This is a genomic window from Nonomuraea sp. B12E4 (assembly GCF_039871825.1).
Lineage (GTDB): Bacteria > Actinomycetota > Actinomycetes > Streptosporangiales > Streptosporangiaceae > Nonomuraea.
Map to the genome: position 1 here is coordinate 811,457 of NZ_JBDPME010000001.1, position 19,049 is coordinate 830,505.

Below are 19,049 nucleotides of genomic sequence, written 5' to 3' on the forward strand. Positions count from 1 at the left end.
GGCGGGATTGCAGGAAACCGGGCCGGTCGCGCCGCTGCGGGAGAGAGTGGAGCGCCTGCACAAGCTCAGTGTCGAGGCGACCGACAACGGCCGTCCGGCGCTGGCCGCCCGCCGGTTGCGGCAGGGCCTGGCGCTGCTCGGCTGGGGCGCCGCCACGTCCGGGGCCGCCACCCCCGGGCAGGACGGGCTGCTCGCCCGGCTGCTGACCAGCCTCGCGCACGCGGAGGCCGAGCAGGGCCGCACCGGGCTCGGCATGGACCTGCTGGATCAGGCCCAGCGCTGCGCGCCGCCCGCGGAGCTGGCCATCGTGCACGCCCAGCGCGGCCTGATGCACCTGCGCACCGGCTCCAACGCGCTCGCCCTGCGGGAGCTGGACCTGGCCGCCCCGATGCTGATCGACCACGACCAGGTCGAGCTGGCCAGGGTGCTGCTCAACCGCTCCGTCATCCACCTCATGACCGGGCGCGTCCGGCCGGCCAGGGACGACGCCCGCAGGAGCGCGCAGATCGCGCACGCCCACGGCCACGAGGTGCTCGCGGCCAAGGCCCTGCACAACGACGGCTACTGCGACCTGCTGCTCGGCGACGTGCCGGCGGCTCTGGCCGGGTTCGCCCGGGTCGAGCCGCTCTACCGGGACGTCAATCCCGGCTTCCTGCCGGTGCTCGCGCTCGACCGGGCCCGCGCGCTGCTGGCCGTGGGGCTGACCGACGAGGCCGGGCGCACCCTCGACCGGGCCATCGACGGCTTCCGCAAGCAGCGGCTGATGCAGGACTACGCCGAGGCCGAGCTGGCCCGCGCGCAGTGCGCCCTGGACGCCGGCCGCGTGGCCGAGGCGCGCACCTGGGCCCGGCGGGCGGAGCTGCACTTCTGGCGCCGAGACAGCACCGCCTGGGCGCTGCGGGCGGTCCTCATGCGCCTGCGCTGCGAGTCCGCGGAGACGGCCAGGCCGGGCTCCGTCGCCCGGCGGGCGGCCGACCTGTCCAGCCGGTTCGCCGGGCTCGGCATGCCCGGCGAGGCCGAGATGGCCCGGCTGGTCTCGATCCGGGCGCTGGTCGCCGCCGGCCGCCTGCCCGAGGCCGCCGCCGCGGCCGCGAACCCCGCCGCCCGCGGCGCGCCCCTCGACGTGCGGCTGATGCGCCACCTCGCGGCGGCCGAGCTGGCCGGCGCGCACGGGCGGCGCGGCCCCGCCCTGCGCAGGGTACGCGCGGGCCTGGCGCTCATCCACTCCCACCGCGGCACGCTGGGCAGTCTCGACATGCTGACCGGCGTCACCGCCCTCGGCGCCGACCTGGCCGCCCACGGCCTGACCACGGCCCTGGCCGGCGGCTCGGCACGGCACGTCTTCACCTGGTCGGAGCGCTGCCGCGCGCAGGCCTTCCGCTACCGGCCGCCGCACGCCCCCGAGGACGAGCGGACCGCCGAGGCGCTGGCCGAGCTGCGCCAGCTCGCCCAGCGCATGCACGCCGACGAGGCCGCCGGGCGGCGCCGGCCCGAGCTGCGCAAACGCTGCCTCGAACTCGAACAGGTGATCAGGGAACGCGGCTGGCAGCTCCCCGGCGCCGGGCCCGGCCTCGCCCTGGCCTCCACCCGCTCCGTGGAGTCCGATCTGGCGGCCGACGGCTGCGCCATGGTCAGCCTCTTCGCCGTGGGAGGCCGGCTGCTGGCTCTGACGCTCGGCGACGGGCGGTGCCGGCTGCACCAGCTCAGCGCGTACGAGGCGGTGGCCGAGGCCGCGCGGCGGCTGGCCGGCGACCTCAACGCGCAGGCCGGGCGCATCCTGCGGCCGGCGATGCGGGCCGTGATCGAGGCCTCCGCCCGGCGGCAGCTCGGGATCGTCGCCGACGCGGTGATCGCGCCCCTGCGGGCGGAGCTGGCCGGGGTGCGCGGGATCGTGATCGTGCCCACCAGGGGCCTGTCCGCGGTGCCGTGGGGACTGCTGCCCGGCCTGCGCGGCCGGCCGGTGATGGTGGCGCCGTCCGCGCTGGCCTGGTCGTCGGCGCGGCGGACGCGCTCCTCGTACGAGCCCGACGCCGGCTCCTCGGTGCTGGTCGCCGGGCCCGACCTCGAACACGCCGAGGCGGAGATCGAGCAGCTCGGGACCGTGCACCCCAAGGCGAGGCGGCTCAAGGGCAAGCTGGCCACCGTGTCGGCCACCCTCGACGCGCTCGATGGCGCGTCCTTCGCCCACTTCGCCACGCACGGGCACCACGAGCGCGAGAACGTCTTCTTCTCCCGCCTCGACCTGGCCGACGGCCCGCTCATGGCCTACGACCTGCAGCGCCTCGACCGGGCGCCGAGGCACGTCGTCCTGTCGGCGTGCGACGTGGGGCAGGCGGTGGTACGGGCGGGCGACGAGCTGCTCGGCTTCACCGCGGCGCTGCTCTACCTGGGCACGTCCACCGTCATCTCCAGCCTCACCCGGGTGCCCGACCAGGCGGCCGGGCGGATCATGATGGCCTACCACAGGGACGTCGCCGCGGGCGTGCGCCCGGCCGACGCGCTGGCGGCGGCGTCGGCGGATGAGCCCGCGGCCGCGTTCGTGTGCTTCGGCGCGGGCTGATCGCCGGTCGTCTTCGGGGCCGGGTGGCCCGCGCGTTTATGGTCGGTGGCCGTCGGTAGGGTCGTGGGGAGGACGACCGAGCGGGGGATCGGATGTCGTTCAAGGAGGAGCAGATCGCGAGACTGGCCGCGTCCGGATGGGCGCGGTGCGCGTCGGTGGCCGGGACGGTGCGGGCCGCGGGGTTGCCCGCGATCTCGCGGGTCTATCTGGAGCAGACCTTCGGCGACGACCTCTGGGCGCGGGCCGAGCACGCGGTGTGCGCCCTGCGCGAGCACTTCGCCTCGGCGCGCTTCGCCGATGAGACGATCTACGGCGTCCTCCTGGTGCCGGACCCGCGCTGCCTGGACACCCGGCGGCCGGTGCCCCCCGGCACCAGGAGAGACCAGCTCGGCACGCCCACCGCCGACGTGTTCGACGACCGGCTGGCCGCCGGCGTGCTCGGCGTGCCCGGCGAACTGCCCTGGACCCCGGTGGCCACCGTCACCGGGGCCTACGGGCCCTCGCTGGGCAGCCACAACCAGGTGGTCAACGGGCAGGCCGAGGCGTTCACGGTCGGCGGGGCCGACACCAGGGCGCTGATGATCCGTCAGCTCTGGGGGGCGCGGGTCCTGCAGTGCGGCGCCGACCTGCCCGACTGCGAGACCAACCAGCGCTGGACGTTCACGTTGTTCCCCGGCGAGGGGCTGGTCGACGGCATGGCCGAGTCCGGCACGGTGCTCAAGGGCAAGGTGCGCTTCCGGCTCGGCCGGGCCGACCGCGGCATCGGATCCGCCCGGGTGGCCCCCGCCCTCGCGCTGTGACGGCTGGTCAGCGGAGGCAGACGCCGATGAGGCAGGGTCGTCGTCGGTGCCGGAGTCGCAGTGGATGAGCAGGTCGTCGAGGCGGTGGTCGAGGGTGGCCCCGCCGCGCTTGGCGATCGCCTGCGGGCGGTCCTGGGCGTGGGCGCGAGAGGCGGCCGGGCCGCTCTGGGTCTAGATAGAGCGTTCCTTGGCGGAGGTGACGGCTTCTTCGAGGGTGTCGTGCACCGGCACGTGGGTCAGGATGCCGGTGATCTCGAACAGGCGGGCCGGCAGCGGCTGCACGGCCGCCAGGTGCACGGTGCCGCCGTTCTTGAGACAGTCGGTGGCGCACATCAGCAGCACATGCAGGCCCGAGCTGTCCATGAACGGCACTCGCGACAGGTCGAACACCAGCCGCGCCCCGTGCCTCGGCCGGACCTCGCGGAGATAGGTCTCGAGCTGCGCGCGGTTGGTGGCGTCCAGTTCGCCGCTCACCGAGATCACCATCGCGCCGGACAGGCGCTGATGCGCCGGACGGCCATGCGGGGCCGGGACGGCCCGGCTCTCGCGCCGCGGGCCCGGGCATGAGGCCACCCATGACGGGGAGCCGGCCCGAACCTGTGCACGGCGGTCACAGCCTGGGCGGCGGTCACCGGCTCAGGGCAGCTCCGCGAAGCGCTCGACCTCGGTGGTGCGGCCGGAGACGATGATCACGTCGCCGTAGGACAGCTCGGTGTCGGCGGTGGCGTAAGTGAACTCCTCGCCGGGCGGCTTGACCGCCACGATGGTGACACCGTATTTGCGGCGCAGGTTGGAGCGGCCGAGCGGGACGCCCACGTACTCCTTCGGCGGGGTCGTCTTGACCAGCGCGAAGTTGGCGTCCACCTGCATGTAGTCGAGCATCCGCCCGCTCACCAGGTGGGCCACCCGCTCGCCCATGTCGTGCTCGGGGAAGACGACGTGATGCGCGCCGATGCGGCTCAGGATGCGGCCGTGCTGGGTGCTCACGGCCTTGGCCCAGATGTCGTTGATCTCCAGCTCGGCCAGCAGCGACGTGGTCAGGATGCTGGCCTCGATGTCGCTGCCCACGGCCACCACCGCCCGGTAGAAGTCGGGCACGCCGAGCTGGCGCAGCGCCTCCATGTCGGTGGCGTCCGCGGTCGCGATCTGGGTGACCTGCCCGGCCAGCGCCTGCGTGATCTTGGGCCGGTGGTCGATGGCCAGCACCTCGGTGCCGCGCCTGATCAGCTCCAGGGCCAGCGACGTGCCGAACCTGCCCAGGCCGATCACCACGACGGGATTGTGCTCAGCCAACGATCACTCGCTCCTCGGGTAGTTCGTAATGGCGGGTGCGCCTGTTCAGTGCCAGCGCCGAGCCCACCGTGAGCGGGCCGATCCGGCCGACGAACATCAGCAGCGCCAGCAGCAGGTGCCCGGCCGTGCCCAGGCTCGCGGTGACGCCGGTGGACAGCCCCGCCGTGCCGAACGCCGCCACCACCTCGAACAGCACCTGGTCCAGGCCGTGCGGGGTGATCGCGAGCAGCACGTACGTGGACACGGCCACCAGCGTCACGCCCAGCACCGTGATCGTGACGGCCTGGCGCTGCGTGGCCTCGGGGAGCCTGCGGTGACCGATGTTCACCCGGCTCTCCCCGCGCATCTCGGCCCACACGACGAAGGCCAGCAGCCCGAGCGTGGTCACCTTCAGGCCGCCCGCGGTGCCCGCGCTGCCGCCGCCGATGAACATCAGCAGGTCGGTGGCCAGCCAGCTCGACGGATACATCTGGGAGATGTCCAGGGAGTTGAACCCGGCCGAGCGCGGCATGACCGAGGTGAAGAACGCCGCCAGCAGCTTGCCGGAGTCGTCGAGCGCCCCCAGCGTCCGGGGGTTGCGCCACTCCGTCATCAGGAAGACCAGTGTGCCCAGCACCAGCAGGGTCGCGGTCACGCCCACGGTCACCCTGGTCAGCACCGTCCACTTGCGCGGGTGCCGCCAGGAGCGGGCCAGCTCGAACACCACGGGGAAGCCCAGTCCGCCGACGATGACCGCGGCCGCGATGGTCAGACAGATCCACGGGTCGCTGACGAACCGGATGAGGCTGTCGGGCCACAGCGCGAACCCGGCGTTGTTGAAGGCCATGACCGAGTGGAAGGCGCCCAGGTAGACCGCGCGGCCGAACGTCTCGCCATAACCGATGACGAACCGGGCGGTGAGCACGGCGGCGGTCATCGTCTCGCACACCAGGCTGAACAGCACCACCCTGGTCACGACCCGGCGCACGTCGCTCATGCTCAGCGTCTTGGTCTCGGCCTGGGCCGCGATCCTGGCCCGCAGGCCAAGGCGGCCCGAGATCAGCAGGGTGAACAGGGTGGCCATCGTCATGATCCCCAGGCCGCCCATCTGGACCAGCCCGGCCAGCACCACCTCGCCGAACCCCGACCAGTGCGACTCGGTGTCCACCACCACCAGCCCGGTCACGGAGACGGCCGAGGTCGCGGTGAACAGGGCGACCACCCAGTCCGCGGGCTCCCCGGCCGCGGTCGCGATCGGGAGAGACAACAGGCCGGTGCCGATCGCGATGGCCAGGCCGAACCCGACGGCCACGACCTGAGCGGGATGCCGGAACCTGGCTAAGAACGGGGGCAGCACGCTCATCAACGGGCTCCGCCACTCTGCTCACGCATCGAGAACGCCTCCGGGGGGACAGCAGCCGGCAACTCTGCCGACCAGACTTCCCGGCGCACCGCGAACTACCGTAACAGCCTCGGGGCGTGCCAGCGCATCAACGCCGCCTTGACGTGAAAACCACGCGTTCTTGACGCCTGGCCTGCGCGCGTTCGGCCCCGGGCGTCCGCATGACGTCGGGTTCCCTGTGGTGTGAGCGGGCTATTTGAGCGGGTCGTGGCCCCAGTTCATCAGCGAGTAACGCCACCGGGTCTCCGTGACGTCACCGGAGGGGCGCTGGGCGAGATGCCGCCGGATGTAGCCGACCACCTTCCTCATGTGCGCGTAGTCCTGGTCGGTCCAGTCCGACTTGCGCATCTGGAGCAGCTTGACGATCTTCCTGCCGGACTCGTGCCCGACCGATTCGCCCCCGTCCCGCTGGCCGGCGTCCCTGGACTCGTCGCTGGCGAGCCAGCGTTCCAGCTCCTTGGCGCTCATGTTCACGGCCTCGCCGAACTCGGCCGCGACCTTCTGCCGGTCGTCGCTCATTCGCGCTCCCTGCGCAGCGCCGACGGCTTGTGCACGGCCTTGCGGCCGCTCTTCTCGCTGCGTACGACGTACTGGGGGTCCTCGGGGGCGGCGGCCACGGTGCGGCCGGCCTCCTGCTGCCGCTTGGTGATCTTCTTCTCCACCTTGCCCTTCGCGGTCGAGCCGTGGGTCCGCCAGCTCACCTCGTCGCCCGCGGACGGCTCCTTCTTCTTCCTGCCCATGTGACCCGGGCTACCCGCCGGCCTCCCGCACAGCCGCCGGGCCAGGAATGGTTTTCTTTACCCTGGGGTGGTCGGCGCTGCCCCGCGTTTCGGGCGTCGGCGTGAACCCCCGTTGGGGCACCATAGGGACATGTCCGACGAACTCCCCCTGCCTGGGACGGTTGACGAGGCCATCGCGGCGGAACAAGCAGGACAAAAGCTGAAATATCTGTATTTCTGGGGGCATCGGCCTGCGCGTGACGGCGGTGCCGGGCCGGGCTGCCTCAGCCAGTGGTGGCCGGTGACGTTCGACGCGGACGGGCACACGTTCGCCTCGGCAGAGCACTACATGATGGCGCACAAGGCGTGGCTGTTCGGGGATGAGGAGAGCGCGGGCAAGATCCTCGCGGCCGGGCACCCGGGCGAGGCCAAGAAGCTCGGCCGCACCGTACGGGACTTCGACGAGGCGGTGTGGAACGCGCGCCGCTTCGGCATCGTGGTACGGGGGAGCCTCGCCAAGTTCGGGCAGCATGCCGACCTCGCCGCGTTCCTGCTGGGCACCTCGAACCGGGTGCTGGTGGAGGCCAGCCCGCTGGACAGGGTGTGGGGCATCGGCCTGGCCGCCGACGACGAACGGGCCGCCTCACCCGCCACCTGGCGCGGCCTCAACCTGCTCGGCTTCGCCCTGATGGCCGCCCGCGGCGCGCTCGCCGCCCAGGAGACGTCACAGTAGCGTCTCCGTACGCCGAGGGCCGCGCGCTCGCCTCACCGCCGCGCTTCACCGGCGTGGCGAAGCGACCTTCCGTGCCCGTCGAGCAAGGCGGCCAGGCCCTGCTCGAACTCGGCGTCGTCGTCGCGCGGCGCGGCCTCGGCCACCACGCGCGCCAGGTTGTGCGGACCGGCCTCGCGCAGGTGCGCGAGCTGCTCCAGCAGCTCGCCGCCGCCCAGCTCGGGCCCGGTGAGACCTCCAGGATCCGGCCGGCCGGAGTTGGTCCGCTCGGCTCGCATGTCCATGAACAGCAGGCGAGGCCGAGGCGTTCGTCGATGGCGTGGATCGGGACCGCTCTCGGAAGGAGAGCGGCCTCAGTCAGGGAAGCGCAGGAAGGCGGGCGGGACGTGATCGGTCAGCCAGACGCCGTTGGCGCTGAGCCAGAACGGGCGTCCGTCGCGGTGCATCGCCGCCGCCCCGACCGTCAAGATCACGGGTACGCCCCGGCGTGCCCCCACCCGGGTCGCCGTCTCGCGGTCCGGGGACAGGTGGACGTGCTGCCGGGACATCCGCCGCAGCCCCTCCCGCCTGATCGCCGCCAGGAACCGCCCCACGGTGCCGTGGTAGAGCACCTCGGGCGGCTCGACCGTGGGCAGGCCGAGCTCCACCGGTACCGAATGTCCCTGGCTGGCCCGGATCCGCCCGTCCTCCAGCACGTAGCGCCGCTTGTCGTTGCCTTCCACGACCTGCCACAACTCGGCGGGCGTGATCGGGAAGCCGTGTGTGGCGGCGGCCCGCAGCAGCACGTCCACCGGCACCCAGCCGTTGGCGTCGAGCGTGATCCCGATGCGCTGCGGGTCGTGCCGCAGGTGGCGGGCGAGGTATTTCGAGATTCGGATCATCCGGCGTTCGTCCATCGCCGCCATGCTCCCGCACCCGCCGAGCCCGTTTCCAGCCGATATCAGGCGGGCGGTTGCACCTCGGCCCAGCCGGGCGGTGGCTCGCACAGTCGCAGCCACTGTGCCGGCGGCGCCGTCCTGGTGCCGAGGATCCCGCCCACGATCGCGCACGTCGTGTCGATGTCCCCGCCCGCCGTGGCCGTGCTCCACAGGGCGGCGGCGTAGTCGTCGAGGTGGCGGGCGGCGGCCCAGACGGTGAACGGCACGGTGTCCTGCGCCGAGACCGCGCGGCCGTTGCCGAGGGCGTGCGCGGCGAGCACGGGGTCGCCGATGGTCAGCAGCCGCCGGGCCTGGGCGATGCCGTCTCGGACCATGCCGGGCGGGGTGTGTTCGAGGATCTGGTCGACGAACCTGCCGGGAGTCAGCCGGTCCTGGGCCGCGCGGACGGCGGCGGCCACCGCCACCGCGACCGCTCCCGCCACGGCCTCCGGATGCGTGTGCGTGACCTCGGCCGACAGGCGCGCCTGCGCCGCCGCCATGGGCAGGTCGTCGGCGAACCACGCGCCCAGCGGCGCCACCCGCATGGCGGCGCCGTTGCCCCACGAGCCCCTGCCGTCGAACAGCTCCGAGGCCAGCGCCCGCCAGTCCCCGCCCTCCCGTACGAGGCGGAGCATGCGATTGGTCGCCGGGCCGTAACCCCGGTCGAAGTCGTGGTGGACGGCGAAGCTCTCGGCCAGCCGGTCCTGGTCGATCTGGCCGTGGGCGGCCAGGACGCGGTGGACCGAGCAGGCCATCTCGGTGTCGTCGGTCCACTGCCACGGCCCGGGTGGCAGCGTACGGCCGGTGAGGGCCTGGCGGTTGCCGGGGACGAAGAACTGGGAACCGAGCGCGTCGCCCACGAGAAGTCCGTGGAGGGAGGCAGTGCTCCGGATCAAGGAAATCGTTGGCATCTCCGATCATCATGGCATGCGTTCACCGGCCGCGACGCCTGCCCAGGGTGTCGCAGCCCGGCTGGAAGCCGGCCCAAAGTTACCTTTGACCAGGGAGAACTCCTCTCCGGGGGAAAGGGAGGGACACGTGACCGAGGCCGACGACTTCGTGCCGGACGTCACCAGGATCCGCGACCAGGTGCGGCAGAAGATGGATGAGGGGCCGATCACGCAGACGTTCGGGCACGACCCTCGGAAGGTCGTCCAGGTGCTCAAAGGGCTGTTCGGAGGCCGGCCGGCTCAGGGACGGTCTGCTGGTAGCGGGCTGTTGGGCCGCTTTCGAGCCGGGCCCGCTCGGGACCGGTGGTGCCGCGCGGTGTAGGGGAGGGACGCGGGCGGGCGTTCGAGGGTGTCGCCGGCGGGCGCCGCCTGACCCGGACACGGCCCAGGGCCGCCATCTCCGGCTGGCAGTTGTCAGGATTCGTGGCCGGGGGCCGCACCGATCCAGCGGTGGTAGGCGTCCAGGTTGACGTTGCTGCCGCACACGATGGTGACGACGTGCCGGCCGGCGAAGCGGTCACGGTCTTCGAGGATCGCCGCGATGCCGAGCGCGGCCGACGGTTCGACGACGAGGCCGGCGTGGTCGAGGAGCATCCGCATACCGGTGATGATCGACGACTCCTGGACCAGGACGGCGTCGTCGGCGACCACGAGGAGGTCGTCCAGGACGGCCGGGATGGGACATCGGCCGGCGACGCCGTCGGCGATGGTGTCGGTTGAGTCGGTGGTGACGACCCGCCGCTGGCGCCACGAACGTGTCATCGCCGGTGCGCCCAGCGGCTGGACGCAGATCACCTCGACGCCGGGCGCCAGGGCCTTCACCACATGACCCACGCCGGTGGCCAGGGCCCCGCCGCCCAGAGCGATCAGGACGGCGTCGAACGGCGGCGCGGTGGCCACCAGCTCCAGGCCGATGGTCGCCGCGCCCTCACAGGTCTCGATGTCCAGGCTGTCTTCGACCAGCCGGATGCCGTCGTGCCGCGCGATGTCCGCCGCCCGCTCACGGGCCGTGTCGAAGTCGCCGTCCACCAGCTCCAACCTGGCGCCCAGCGCGCGCATGCGATCAAGTTTGGCCGCGGGCGCGAAGCGGGATGCCACGACGGTGACGTCGAGCCCCCTTCGGCGACCGGACCAGGCGAGGGCCTGGCCGAGGTTGCCCGCGCTGGCGCACACGACGGCTCGCGAGCCATTGCCGGCGAGCAGGCTCGCGACCAACTCGGTGCCGCGGCCCTTGAAGCTGCGTACCGGGTTCGCCGTTTCGAGCTTGATGCTCACCGTGCACCCGAGGTCGGGCTCCAGCGCCTCGCAGCGGTACAGCGGGGTGTCGAGGAAGATCGGATCGATCACCTGGCGAGCCGCCCGGATCCGAGCGGTGTCGAGACGCGTCTCCTGCATGACACAGCAGCGTAGCGTCGCCGGCGCTGTTCCATCGGGGCGCACGACCGGCGACCTGTGCCGGTACCGCCGCCTCCTCGGCCATCTCCAGGAGGCCGACCGGTCAGAAGTCCAGGCTGAGGGACAGGCGGCGGGCGAGGCCGGTGTTGCGGCGGTGGCCCAGCCGGTGCACCGCCAGCTCCAGCGCCTCGCGCTGCCCCACCAGGACCACCCACGCCTTGGCCCGGGTCACCAGCGTGTAGAGCAGCTTGCGGCGCAGCATGATCCCGCCGGACTCGGCCACGATCGGCGCGACCACGAACGGGTATTCGCTGCCCTGCGACCGGTGCACGCTGATCGCGTAGGCGTGCGTCAGGTCGTCGAGCTCGTCGAACCCGTAGGTCACGCTCTCCCCGTCGTCGGTGCGGATCTCGATCGTCCGCTCCGTCCGGTCGACCCCCGTCACCGTGCCCGTCTCCCCGTTGAAGACCCCCTTGTCGTAGTTGTTGCGGATCGGCATCACCCGGTCGCCCACCCGGAACACCGACGCCCCCGACCAGTGCTCGGGCTTGTCGTCGGCGGCCGGGTTGAGCCGGTCCTGGATCAGCCGTCCGAGCGCGGTGGCGCCCGTGTCTCCCTTGCGCATCGGGCACAACACCTGCACCTGGTCGGGCTCGACGTTCTGCTTGCGTGGGATCGCCACCATCGCCAGGTGGGCCACCCGCCTGGCCACCTGCTCGGGGTCGTCGAGCTCCTCGAACCAGAACCCGCCCCGCCCCGGCGTCACCGGCATGCGGCCGTTGCGGATGCGGTGGGCGGCCTCCACGATGCCGCTGCCACCCGCCTGCCGGAAGACGTGGGTGAGCTGGACCCGCGGGATCGTGGTGACCCGCAGCAGGTCGGCCAGCACGTCGCCGGGCCCGATGCTCGGGAGCTGGTCGCTGTCGCCGATGAGCAGCAGGTGGCTGCCCGACGGCACGGCCGCGGCGAGCCGGGTGGCCAGGTGCAGGTCGAGCATGGACGCCTCGTCCACCACGATCAGGTCGGCCTGCGAGGGCCGCTCGTCGAAGAGCGTCTCGGGGTCGGGGTCGGGCCGCTGGGCGAGCATGCGGTGCACGGTCATCGCGGGCAGGCCGGTCAGCTCGGACAGCCGCTTGGCCGCCTTACCGGTGGGCGCGGCCAGCGTGACGGTGCCGCCGGCGGCCCTGACGGTGGCCGCGATGGCCTTCACCGTGTGGCTCTTGCCGACCCCGGGCCCGCCGGTGAGGATGGAGACGGTGCTGGTAAGCGCCATGTTGACGGCCGCGCGCTGGTCGTCGTGGAGCGTGGGGTCGTCGCGGAAGGCCCGCAGCGGCAGCGTCGAGCGGGCCCCCGCCAGCCTGGTCAGCTCGGCGGTGAGCGCCACCTCCCGGCTGTGCACGTGCTTGGCGAAGACCACGATCTGCTCGGCCTGCCCGGACGCGGCCGGATGCCCGGAAGGGGCGGTCTCCAGGACCACGCGGCGGTCGGCGACGAGCGCGTCGACCATCGGCCGGACCAGATCCTGCTCCTGCTCGATCAGCTCGGCCGCCTCCCTGACCAGGGTGGTCACCGGCAGGAAGCAGTGGCCGTCGCGGCTGCCCGCCGCCTCCAGCCGGTCGAGCAGCGCCGCCTTGACCCGCTCGGGGCTGCGCTCGGGCACCCCGGCCTGCAGCGCGATCCGGTCGGCGATGCGGAAGGCGATCCCCCTGACCCGCCCGATCAGCCGGTAGGGGTCGGTGGCCAGCACCTCGTCGGCGTCCTGCCCGAACACCTGGTAGATCTTCGCCGCCAGCAGCGGGCTGACCCCGAGCCCCTGCAGCGTCACCATCAGCGCGGCGATCGCCTTCTGCTCCTGCCACGCCTGTACGATCTGCGCCTGCCGCAGCGGCCCGATGTTGACGACCTCGGTGAGCCGCTGCGGCTCGGCGTCGATCACCTTGAGGGTGGCCTCCCCGAAGTGGTCGACGATCGCGTACGCCAGCCGCGGCCCGATCCCCCTGACCAGCCCCGACCCCAGGTAGATCCGGATCGCCCGCACCGACGACGGCGTCACCCGATCGCACCCGGTCGCCGCGAACCGCCTGCCGTGCCGCGGGTGCCTGCTCCACTCGCCGAACAGCCGCAACGTCTCGCCCGGCTGCACCCCTGCCAGAGCGCGCCCGGTGGCCACGAAATCGGCCATCCCGTCGGCGCTCATGCGCGCGACGGTGTATTCGTCCTCCCGGACGTAGACGAGCTGCTCGACCGACGCCTCCACAGCAGAGATCCAACCACTCGCCACCGACAAACGGTCACATCGCGGTCGGGTAGGTTTCCGGTTCGGCGTCGTCCCAGGGCTCGCCGTGCAGCGGATGCAGGGCCCTGGACTCGTCCACCCAGATGAGCGCGTCGTAGCGGCGGCCGGCGAGGGTGGGCACGTAGTTGGCCGAGCGGTCGAGCTCGGGACGGTAGACCACGCCGATCGCGCGGTGCCCGAGCGGCTCGTCGTACCAGTCGGGCCGCAGGCCGGGCGGCGGGACCAGGAACAGCGACGTGCGGCCGGGCAGCGCCTCGTGCAGCAGTGACTCCAGCGAGGCCGGGCGGGCCGGCGGGACTCGCATGACGTGATGCTGCGCGCCCCACCGCTCGGCCGCCACCACGCTGCCCCGGTAGGAGGCGAACCCCACCAGCACGGCGTCCTGGCCGTGCCGCTCGCGGGCGAGCTGCCCGAGGGTGGTCATGCCCGCGGCGGCCATGTCGGTGGCGCGGGCGTCCCCGACGTGCGTGTTGTGCGCCCACACCACGCCCTTGGCGCCGTGGAAGTCGGCCAGCCGGTCCATGGTGTCGGTCATGTGGACGTCCCTGACGTTCCACGACTGCGGGCCGCCGCCGACCAGGGCCCGGTAGTAGCGCTCGGCCCCGGCCACGACCTCCGCGTTCTGGCGCACACCGAAGCCGCCCTCGTCGGCGGGCGCCGTGCCGGCGATGGCGGAGAGCAGGTTCACCACCTCGTCCTCGCAGGCCTCCGGGACGATCCGGGTGGCCAGGCCGTACTGCTGCGGGTCGTGGCCGTAGGCCTCGAAGCAGTACAGGGCCTTCATCACCGCCTCCAGCTCGTCCGGCAGGTTGACGGCGGCGTAGCGGCGCACGGCGCGCAGGGAGTCCCACAGGCTGTAGACGTCCAGGCCGTGGAAGCCGCAGCGCTTGTCCGGCGGGCGTTCGGCGTTCCAGCGGCGCAGCCAGCGGCAGAACTCGACGACCTCCTCGTTCGCCCACATGAACGTCGGCCAGCGGCGGAAGCCGTAGATCGCCTCGAAGGGGTCCACGTCGGAGGTGACGGCCCGGTGCACACGCTCGCAGTCGGGCCAGTCGCCCTCGACCCCCACGAACCCGAACCCCCTCTCGGCGATCAGCCGGCGGGTCAGCTCCGCCCGCCAGGCGTAGAAGTCGTGAGTGCCGTGGCTGGCCTCGCCGATCAGTACGAACGTGGCGTCCCCGATGCGTTCGAGCAGCGGGTCGAGGTCCTTCACCCCGGCGAGCGGCAGGGCGGACCGCCGGACGTCGAGCTCGGTCATTCGTCCTCCTCCGCGAGCATCCGCAGGCATTCGCGGGCGAGTTGGAGCTCCTCCCGTACCTGGATAACCAGCACGGGGACGGCGGCGTCGTACGCGCTGACAAGGCCGTCGTCGGCCCGGTTGCCGTGCGCCGGAGGCCGGAGGCCGAGCAGCCCGAGGCGGCGGCAGACGGCCTCGCGCACCTCGGGCTGGTCCCAGCCGATCTCCCCGGTGAACACCAGCGCGTCAACCCGGGCCAGCGAGGTGGCCGCGGCGGCGATCTCACGGCTCACCCGGTGGGCGAACACCGCCAGCGCCAGCGCGGCGGCCGTGTCCCCGTCCCGTTCGGCCGCGACCAGGTCGCGCGTGTCGCCCGAGCGGCCGCCCGACAGGCCGAGCAGCCCCGACCGCTGTGTCAGCCCCTCGCCCAGTTCCTCGGCCGACAGGCGGCCCCGGGACAGCAGCCACAGCAGCATTCCCGGATCCACGCTGCCCGAGCGCCTGCTCATGGGCAGCCCGTCCAGCGGCGTGAACCCCATCGACGTGTCCAGGCTGCGCCCGCCCGACACCGCGCACACCGAGCAGCCGCCGCCCAGATGCGCCAGCACCAGGTCCAGCTCGGCGACCGGCCGGCCGAGCAGCTCGGCCACCCGGTCTACGGCCCAGGCGTAGGACAGGCCGTGGAAGCCGTAGCGGCGCAGGCCGTACCGGTCGCGCCACTCCTGCGGCAGGGCGTAGACGGCCGCCGCGTCCGGCAGGCCGGTGTGGAAGGCCGTGTCGGGGCAGAGCACGTGCGGCACGGCGGGCAACTGCTCGCGGGCCGCCGCCAGCAGCGCCAGCGCCGGTGGCAGGTGCAGCGGCGCGAGATCGGTGATGCCGTCCAGCGCCGCGGCGGTCTCGTCATCGGCCACGGCCGGCCCGCGAACGACGTCGCCGCCGTGCACGATCCGGTGCGCCACCGCCCTGATGTCCCGGTCGAAATGGCCGCCGAGGAACGCCGACAGCTCCTCCCCGGCCGCCCCCGGATCCATGGCGCGCTGGGCGCGGACGCTGTCCAGGACGCAGCCGCCCTGCACGACGTCGAGACGCAGGCTGGACGACCCGGCGTTGACCGTGAGGATCGCCGCCGACTCCGTCGTCTGCTCGTCCATCGCTCGGCTCATGCCCCTCCTCCGCCGCCCTGGCTACCCCTCACCGGCTTCGCAAAACGGACTTATGGCCACGAACAGCCGACGGGATTTACCGGACCCGGGGGTTCTTCCGTCAGGAGGTCGGGTAGGCGAGCGCCATGAACATCACCTTGCAGGTCAACGGCGCGACCCGCGCGGTCGACGTGGATCCCCGGATGTCGCTGCTCGACCTGCTGCGCGAACGGCTGGCGCTGATCGGCCCGAAGAAGGGGTGCGACCACGGGCAGTGCGGGGCCTGCACGGTCCTGATCGACGGGCGGCGGGCCAACTCCTGCCTGGCGCTGGCGGTGGCGATGGACGGCTCGGAGATCGTCACGGTCGAGGGGCTGGCCGACGGTGACGCGCTGCACCCGCTGCAGGCCGCCTTCATCGAGCACGACGCCTTCCAGTGCGGTTACTGCACGCCGGGACAGCTCTGCTCGGCGGCCGGGATGCTCGGCGAGCCAGGGCCGAGCGCCGTCACCGACGACCTCCGCGCCGACCCCGACCTGACGCCCGCGGAGATCAGGGAGCGGATGAGCGGCAACCTGTGCAGGTGCGGCGCCTACCCCAACATCGTCAGCGCGATCGCCGAGGTGACGCCATGAGGCAGTTCGAGTACGTCCGCGCGGCCAGCCCCGCGGACGCGGTGCGCCGGTTCGCGCCGGGCACCATGTACCTGGGCGGCGGCACCAACCTGGTGGACCTCATGCGCCTGGGCGTCGCCGAGCCCGGCCGCCTGGTGGACGTCAGCCGCCTCCCGCTGGACACGATCGAGCCGGACGGCGACCGGCTCCGCATCGGGGCCGCCGTGCGCAACAGCGACCTGGCGGCCCACCCGCTGCTCCGCCTCCGCTACCCGATGCTCGCCCGCGCGGTCCTGACCGGAGCCTCCGGCCAGGTCAGGAACATGGCCACGATCGGCGGCAACCTGCTGCAACGCACCCGCTGCGGCTACTTCCAGGACGTGACCAGGCCCTGCAACAAGCGGCAGCCCGGCACCGGCTGCCCGGCGATCGAGGGCGACCACGCCAACCACGCCATCCTCGGCGCCTCCGATTCCTGCGTGGCCACCCACCCCTCGGACATGGCCGTCGCGCTGGCCGCGCTGGGTGCCGAGGTGCACGTGACGGGCCCCGGCGGCGACCGCGTCATCCCCATGCCCGGCCTGCACCGCCTGCCCGGCGACACGCCCGAGCGCGACACGGTGCTGGAGCCCGGCGACCTGATCACGGCCGTGGAGCTGCCCGCGCCGCCGCCGGGGCCGTCCGCCTACCGCAAGGTGCGCGAGCGGGCGTCGTTCGCGTTCGCCCTGGTCTCCATCGCCGCGGTGCTCGACCTGCGCGACGGCGTCGTCGGCGACTGCCGGATCGCGCTCGGCGGGGTGGCGCACGTCCCGTGGCGGGCCGAGCGCGCCGAGGAGGCGCTGATCGGCGGGCCGGCGACCGGCGAGGCGTTCCTGGCCGCCGCCGAGGCCGAGCTGGAGGCGGCCCGGCCGCTTCCGCGCAACGCCTTCAAGGTGCCGCTGGCCCGCAACCTGATCGTCCGCACGCTGGAGGAGCTGGCCTCGTGAACCGCATCGAGGGCCGCGTCAAGGTCACGGGGCTGGCCACGTACGCGGCCGAATACCCGGTCGAGGGCGTCACGTACGCCTACCCCGTGCAGTCGCTGGTGGCCAAGGGCCGCATCGCCCGCGTGGACGACCGCGAGGCGCTCGCCATGCCCGGCGTGCTGGCCGTGCTGTCCAGCGAGCGGCCGCCCGAGCTGGCCCCGGAGGCCGAGGGCGAGCTGGCGCTGTTCCAGAGCCGCGAGGTCGCCTACCGCGGCCAGATCGTCGCCGCCGTCGTCGCCGACACCTACGAGAACGCCCGCGCCGCCGCCGCGGCGGTGCGCGTCGAGTACCAGCCGCAGGCTCACGACGTGCACCTCAGCGCGGAGCATCCCGGCCTCTACCGGCCCAAGACCGTCAACCCCGGCTTCCCCTCCGACACCGGGCACGGCGACGTCGAAGCCGGGCTGGCCGCCGCCGCGACCACCATCGAGGTCACCTACACCACCCCGGTCCTGCACAACAACCCGATGGAGCCGCACGCCAGCCTGGCCTACTGGGACGACCTCGGCAGGCTCATGGTGTACGACACCTCGCAGGGGGCTTCGAGCGGCCGCGACATCATCGCCAGGACGTTCGGCCTGCCGCCGGACGCGGTACGGGTGGTGGCCCGGCACGTCGGCGGCGGCTTCGGCTGCAAGGGCACCACCAGGCCACAGGCCGTGCTGGCCGCCATGGCCGCCAGGGAGACCGGCCGCCCCGTCAAGATCGCGCTGACCCGGCACCAGATGTACGACGTCACCGGCTACCGCACGCCCACCATCCAGCGGCTGCGGCTCGGCGCGGACGCGGACGGCCGGCTCACGGCGCTGGAGCACGTGGCCTACGAGCAGAGCTCCACGGTGGAGGAGTTCGCCGAGCAGACCGCGGTCCCGGCCCGCGTCATGTACGGCACGCCCGCGCTGCACACCGCGCACCGGCTGGTCCGGCTGGACGTGGCCACCCCGTCGTGGATGCGCGCCCCGGGGGAGTGCCCCGGCATGTACGCCCTGGAGTCCGCCATGGACGAGCTGGCCTACGCCGCCGGCCTCGACCCGATCGAGCTGCGCGTGCTCAACGACCCCGAGACCGAGCCGGACAGCGGCCTGCCGTTCAGCTCCCGCGACCTGGTCGGCTGCCTGCGCGAGGGCGCCCGCCGCTTCGACTGGGAACGCCGCGACCCGGAGCCGGGCGTCCGGCGCGACGGGGAATGGCTGATCGGCACCGGGGTCGCCGCCTGCACCTACCCGGCCAGGCGCATGCCGTCCAAGGCCGTGGTCGCCGCGCAGAACGGCGAGTTCCTGGTCCAGATCGCCGCCGCCGACATCGGCACCGGCGCGCGTACCGTGCTCACCAAGATCGCGGCGGAGGCGCTCGGCGTCGACCCCGCCCGGGTGCACGTCGAGATCGGCGACAGCGACCTGCCGGACGCGTTCCTCGCCGGCGGCTCCATGGGCACCGCCTCGTGGGGCTCGGCCGTCTTCCGCGCCTGCGAGGACTTCCAGCGCGACGGCAAGGAGGGTCACGCCGACACCGCGGAGGAGATCGCGCGGGACGCCGAGATGGCCCGGCACGCCTTCGGTGCCCAGTTCGCCGAGGCCCGGGTCAACGCCGTCACCGGCGAGGTGCGGGTGTCCCGCCTGCTCGGGGTGTTCGCCGCCGGGCACATCATGGACGCCACGCTCGCCAGGTCGCAGTTCATCGGCGGCATGACGATGGGGCTGGGGATGGCGCTGATGGAGGAGACCTACACCGACGAGGAGTTCGGCGGCTTCCTCCGGCGCGACCTGGCCCAGTACCACATCCCCGCCAACGCCGACGTGCCCGGCATCGAGGCCGTCTGGCTGGAGGAGGAGGACGAGGGCCTCAACCCGATGGGCAGCAAGGGCATCGGCGAGATCGGCATCGTCGGCACGGCCGCCGCCATCGGCAACGCCGTGTTCCACGCCACCGGCCACCGGGTGCGCGACCTCCCCATCACCCCGGCCAAGATCCTCATGCCGAGGTTTTAGCC

General features: G+C 73.1%; 19 protein-coding genes. 7 read left to right on the forward strand and 12 right to left on the reverse strand.

The features are described 5' to 3' along the window. Nucleotides 1-7: 7 nt before the first annotated feature. A complete protein-coding gene (locus ABGB18_RS03750) occupies nt 8-2,560 on the forward strand; it encodes a CHAT domain-containing protein (protein WP_347693881.1) in 2,553 nt (850 codons plus the stop codon). A gap of 92 nt (nt 2,561-2,652) precedes the next feature. Then, nucleotides 2,653-3,360 (forward strand): hypothetical protein, encoded by a 708-nt coding sequence (locus tag ABGB18_RS03755; protein ID WP_347693882.1) that lies wholly within the window; start codon nt 2,653-2,655, stop codon nt 3,358-3,360. Between the two features lie 171 nt (nt 3,361-3,531). Here the strand turns inward: ABGB18_RS03755 and ABGB18_RS03760 are convergent, their stop codons facing one another. The 5 genes from ABGB18_RS03760 to ABGB18_RS03780 all read right to left on the reverse strand — a co-directional run bounded on the left by ABGB18_RS03760 (nt 3,532) and on the right by ABGB18_RS03780 (nt 6,774). Then, the gene (locus tag ABGB18_RS03760; protein WP_347693883.1) at nt 3,532-3,933 is read right to left on the reverse strand and encodes an STAS domain-containing protein; all 402 of its coding nucleotides are present in this window, start codon (nt 3,931-3,933) and stop codon (nt 3,532-3,534) included. Nucleotides 3,934-3,996: 63 nt separating this feature from the next. After that, on the reverse strand, nt 3,997-4,653 hold the full coding sequence (locus tag ABGB18_RS03765) for a TrkA family potassium uptake protein (protein WP_347693884.1): 657 nt from the start codon (nt 4,651-4,653) through the stop codon (nt 3,997-3,999). Further along, nucleotides 4,646-5,995, reverse strand: a complete 1,350-nt coding sequence (locus tag ABGB18_RS03770) for a potassium transporter TrkG (protein WP_347693885.1) — start codon at nt 5,993-5,995, stop codon at nt 4,646-4,648. Before ABGB18_RS03770 ends, ABGB18_RS03765 begins: the two co-directional genes overlap by 8 nt. A gap of 231 nt (nt 5,996-6,226) precedes the next feature. Further along, complete coding sequence (locus ABGB18_RS03775; RefSeq protein WP_347693886.1) at nt 6,227-6,553, reverse strand: DUF3140 domain-containing protein; 327 nt, start codon at nt 6,551-6,553, stop codon at nt 6,227-6,229. Further along, on the reverse strand, nt 6,550-6,774 hold the full coding sequence (locus ABGB18_RS03780; protein WP_347693887.1) for a DUF2945 domain-containing protein: 225 nt from the start codon (nt 6,772-6,774) through the stop codon (nt 6,550-6,552). Before ABGB18_RS03780 ends, ABGB18_RS03775 begins: the two co-directional genes overlap by 4 nt. A gap of 130 nt (nt 6,775-6,904) precedes the next feature. Between ABGB18_RS03780 and ABGB18_RS03785 the strand changes: the two genes are divergently transcribed. Then, entirely contained in the window at nt 6,905-7,486 is a 582-nt protein-coding gene (locus ABGB18_RS03785) for an NADAR family protein (protein ID WP_347693888.1), read from the forward strand. A gap of 32 nt (nt 7,487-7,518) precedes the next feature. Here the strand turns inward: ABGB18_RS03785 and ABGB18_RS03790 are convergent, their stop codons facing one another. The 3 genes from ABGB18_RS03790 to ABGB18_RS03800 form a co-directional block, all read right to left on the reverse strand. Next, complete coding sequence (locus ABGB18_RS03790; protein WP_347693889.1) at nt 7,519-7,767, reverse strand: hypothetical protein; 249 nt, start codon at nt 7,765-7,767, stop codon at nt 7,519-7,521. A 69-nt stretch (nt 7,768-7,836) separates the two neighbouring features. Further along, on the reverse strand, nt 7,837-8,379 hold the full coding sequence (locus tag ABGB18_RS03795; RefSeq protein WP_347693890.1) for an RNA 2'-phosphotransferase: 543 nt from the start codon (nt 8,377-8,379) through the stop codon (nt 7,837-7,839). 44 nt (nt 8,380-8,423) lie between these two features. Further along, nucleotides 8,424-9,311: an ADP-ribosylglycohydrolase family protein gene (locus tag ABGB18_RS03800; RefSeq protein WP_347693891.1), complete on the reverse strand. Its 888-nt coding sequence runs from the start codon at nt 9,309-9,311 to the stop codon at nt 8,424-8,426. Between the two features lie 127 nt (nt 9,312-9,438). On the opposite strand from ABGB18_RS03800, the gene ABGB18_RS03805 reads away from it, so the two are divergent. Beyond that, entirely contained in the window at nt 9,439-9,672 is a 234-nt protein-coding gene (locus ABGB18_RS03805; protein WP_347693892.1) for a hypothetical protein, read from the forward strand. A 92-nt stretch (nt 9,673-9,764) separates the two neighbouring features. On the opposite strand, the gene ABGB18_RS03810 is transcribed toward ABGB18_RS03805, so the two are convergent. From ABGB18_RS03810 to ABGB18_RS03825, 4 genes are all read right to left on the reverse strand, one after another. Further along, nucleotides 9,765-10,745: a pyridoxal-phosphate dependent enzyme gene (locus tag ABGB18_RS03810; RefSeq protein ID WP_347693893.1), complete on the reverse strand. Its 981-nt coding sequence runs from the start codon at nt 10,743-10,745 to the stop codon at nt 9,765-9,767. A gap of 103 nt (nt 10,746-10,848) precedes the next feature. Beyond that, nucleotides 10,849-13,002, reverse strand: a complete 2,154-nt coding sequence (locus ABGB18_RS03815; protein ID WP_347693894.1) for an ATP-dependent RecD-like DNA helicase — start codon at nt 13,000-13,002, stop codon at nt 10,849-10,851. A 34-nt stretch (nt 13,003-13,036) separates the two neighbouring features. After that, complete coding sequence (locus ABGB18_RS03820; RefSeq protein WP_347693895.1) at nt 13,037-14,299, reverse strand: erythromycin esterase family protein; 1,263 nt, start codon at nt 14,297-14,299, stop codon at nt 13,037-13,039. Next, nucleotides 14,296-15,441, reverse strand: coding sequence for an acetate/propionate family kinase (locus ABGB18_RS03825; RefSeq protein ID WP_347693896.1), 1,146 nt, complete (start codon nt 15,439-15,441; stop codon nt 14,296-14,298). The genes ABGB18_RS03820 and ABGB18_RS03825 overlap by 4 nt, the downstream gene beginning before the upstream one ends. A 125-nt stretch (nt 15,442-15,566) precedes the next feature. Between ABGB18_RS03825 and ABGB18_RS03830 the strand changes: the two genes are divergently transcribed. Genes ABGB18_RS03830 through ABGB18_RS03840 form a run of 3 tightly spaced genes read left to right on the forward strand, consistent with a single transcriptional unit; the run spans nt 15,567 to nt 19,047 of the window. Beyond that, nucleotides 15,567-16,055 (forward strand): 2Fe-2S iron-sulfur cluster-binding protein, encoded by a 489-nt coding sequence (locus ABGB18_RS03830; protein ID WP_347693898.1) that lies wholly within the window; start codon nt 15,567-15,569, stop codon nt 16,053-16,055. Further along, nucleotides 16,052-17,020, forward strand: a complete 969-nt coding sequence (locus ABGB18_RS03835) for a xanthine dehydrogenase family protein subunit M (protein ID WP_347693899.1) — start codon at nt 16,052-16,054, stop codon at nt 17,018-17,020. Before ABGB18_RS03830 ends, ABGB18_RS03835 begins: the two co-directional genes overlap by 4 nt. Continuing rightward, nucleotides 17,017-19,047, forward strand: coding sequence for a xanthine dehydrogenase family protein molybdopterin-binding subunit (locus tag ABGB18_RS03840; protein WP_347693900.1), 2,031 nt, complete (start codon nt 17,017-17,019; stop codon nt 19,045-19,047). The genes ABGB18_RS03835 and ABGB18_RS03840 overlap by 4 nt, the downstream gene beginning before the upstream one ends. Nucleotides 19,048-19,049: the final 2 nt, after the last annotated feature.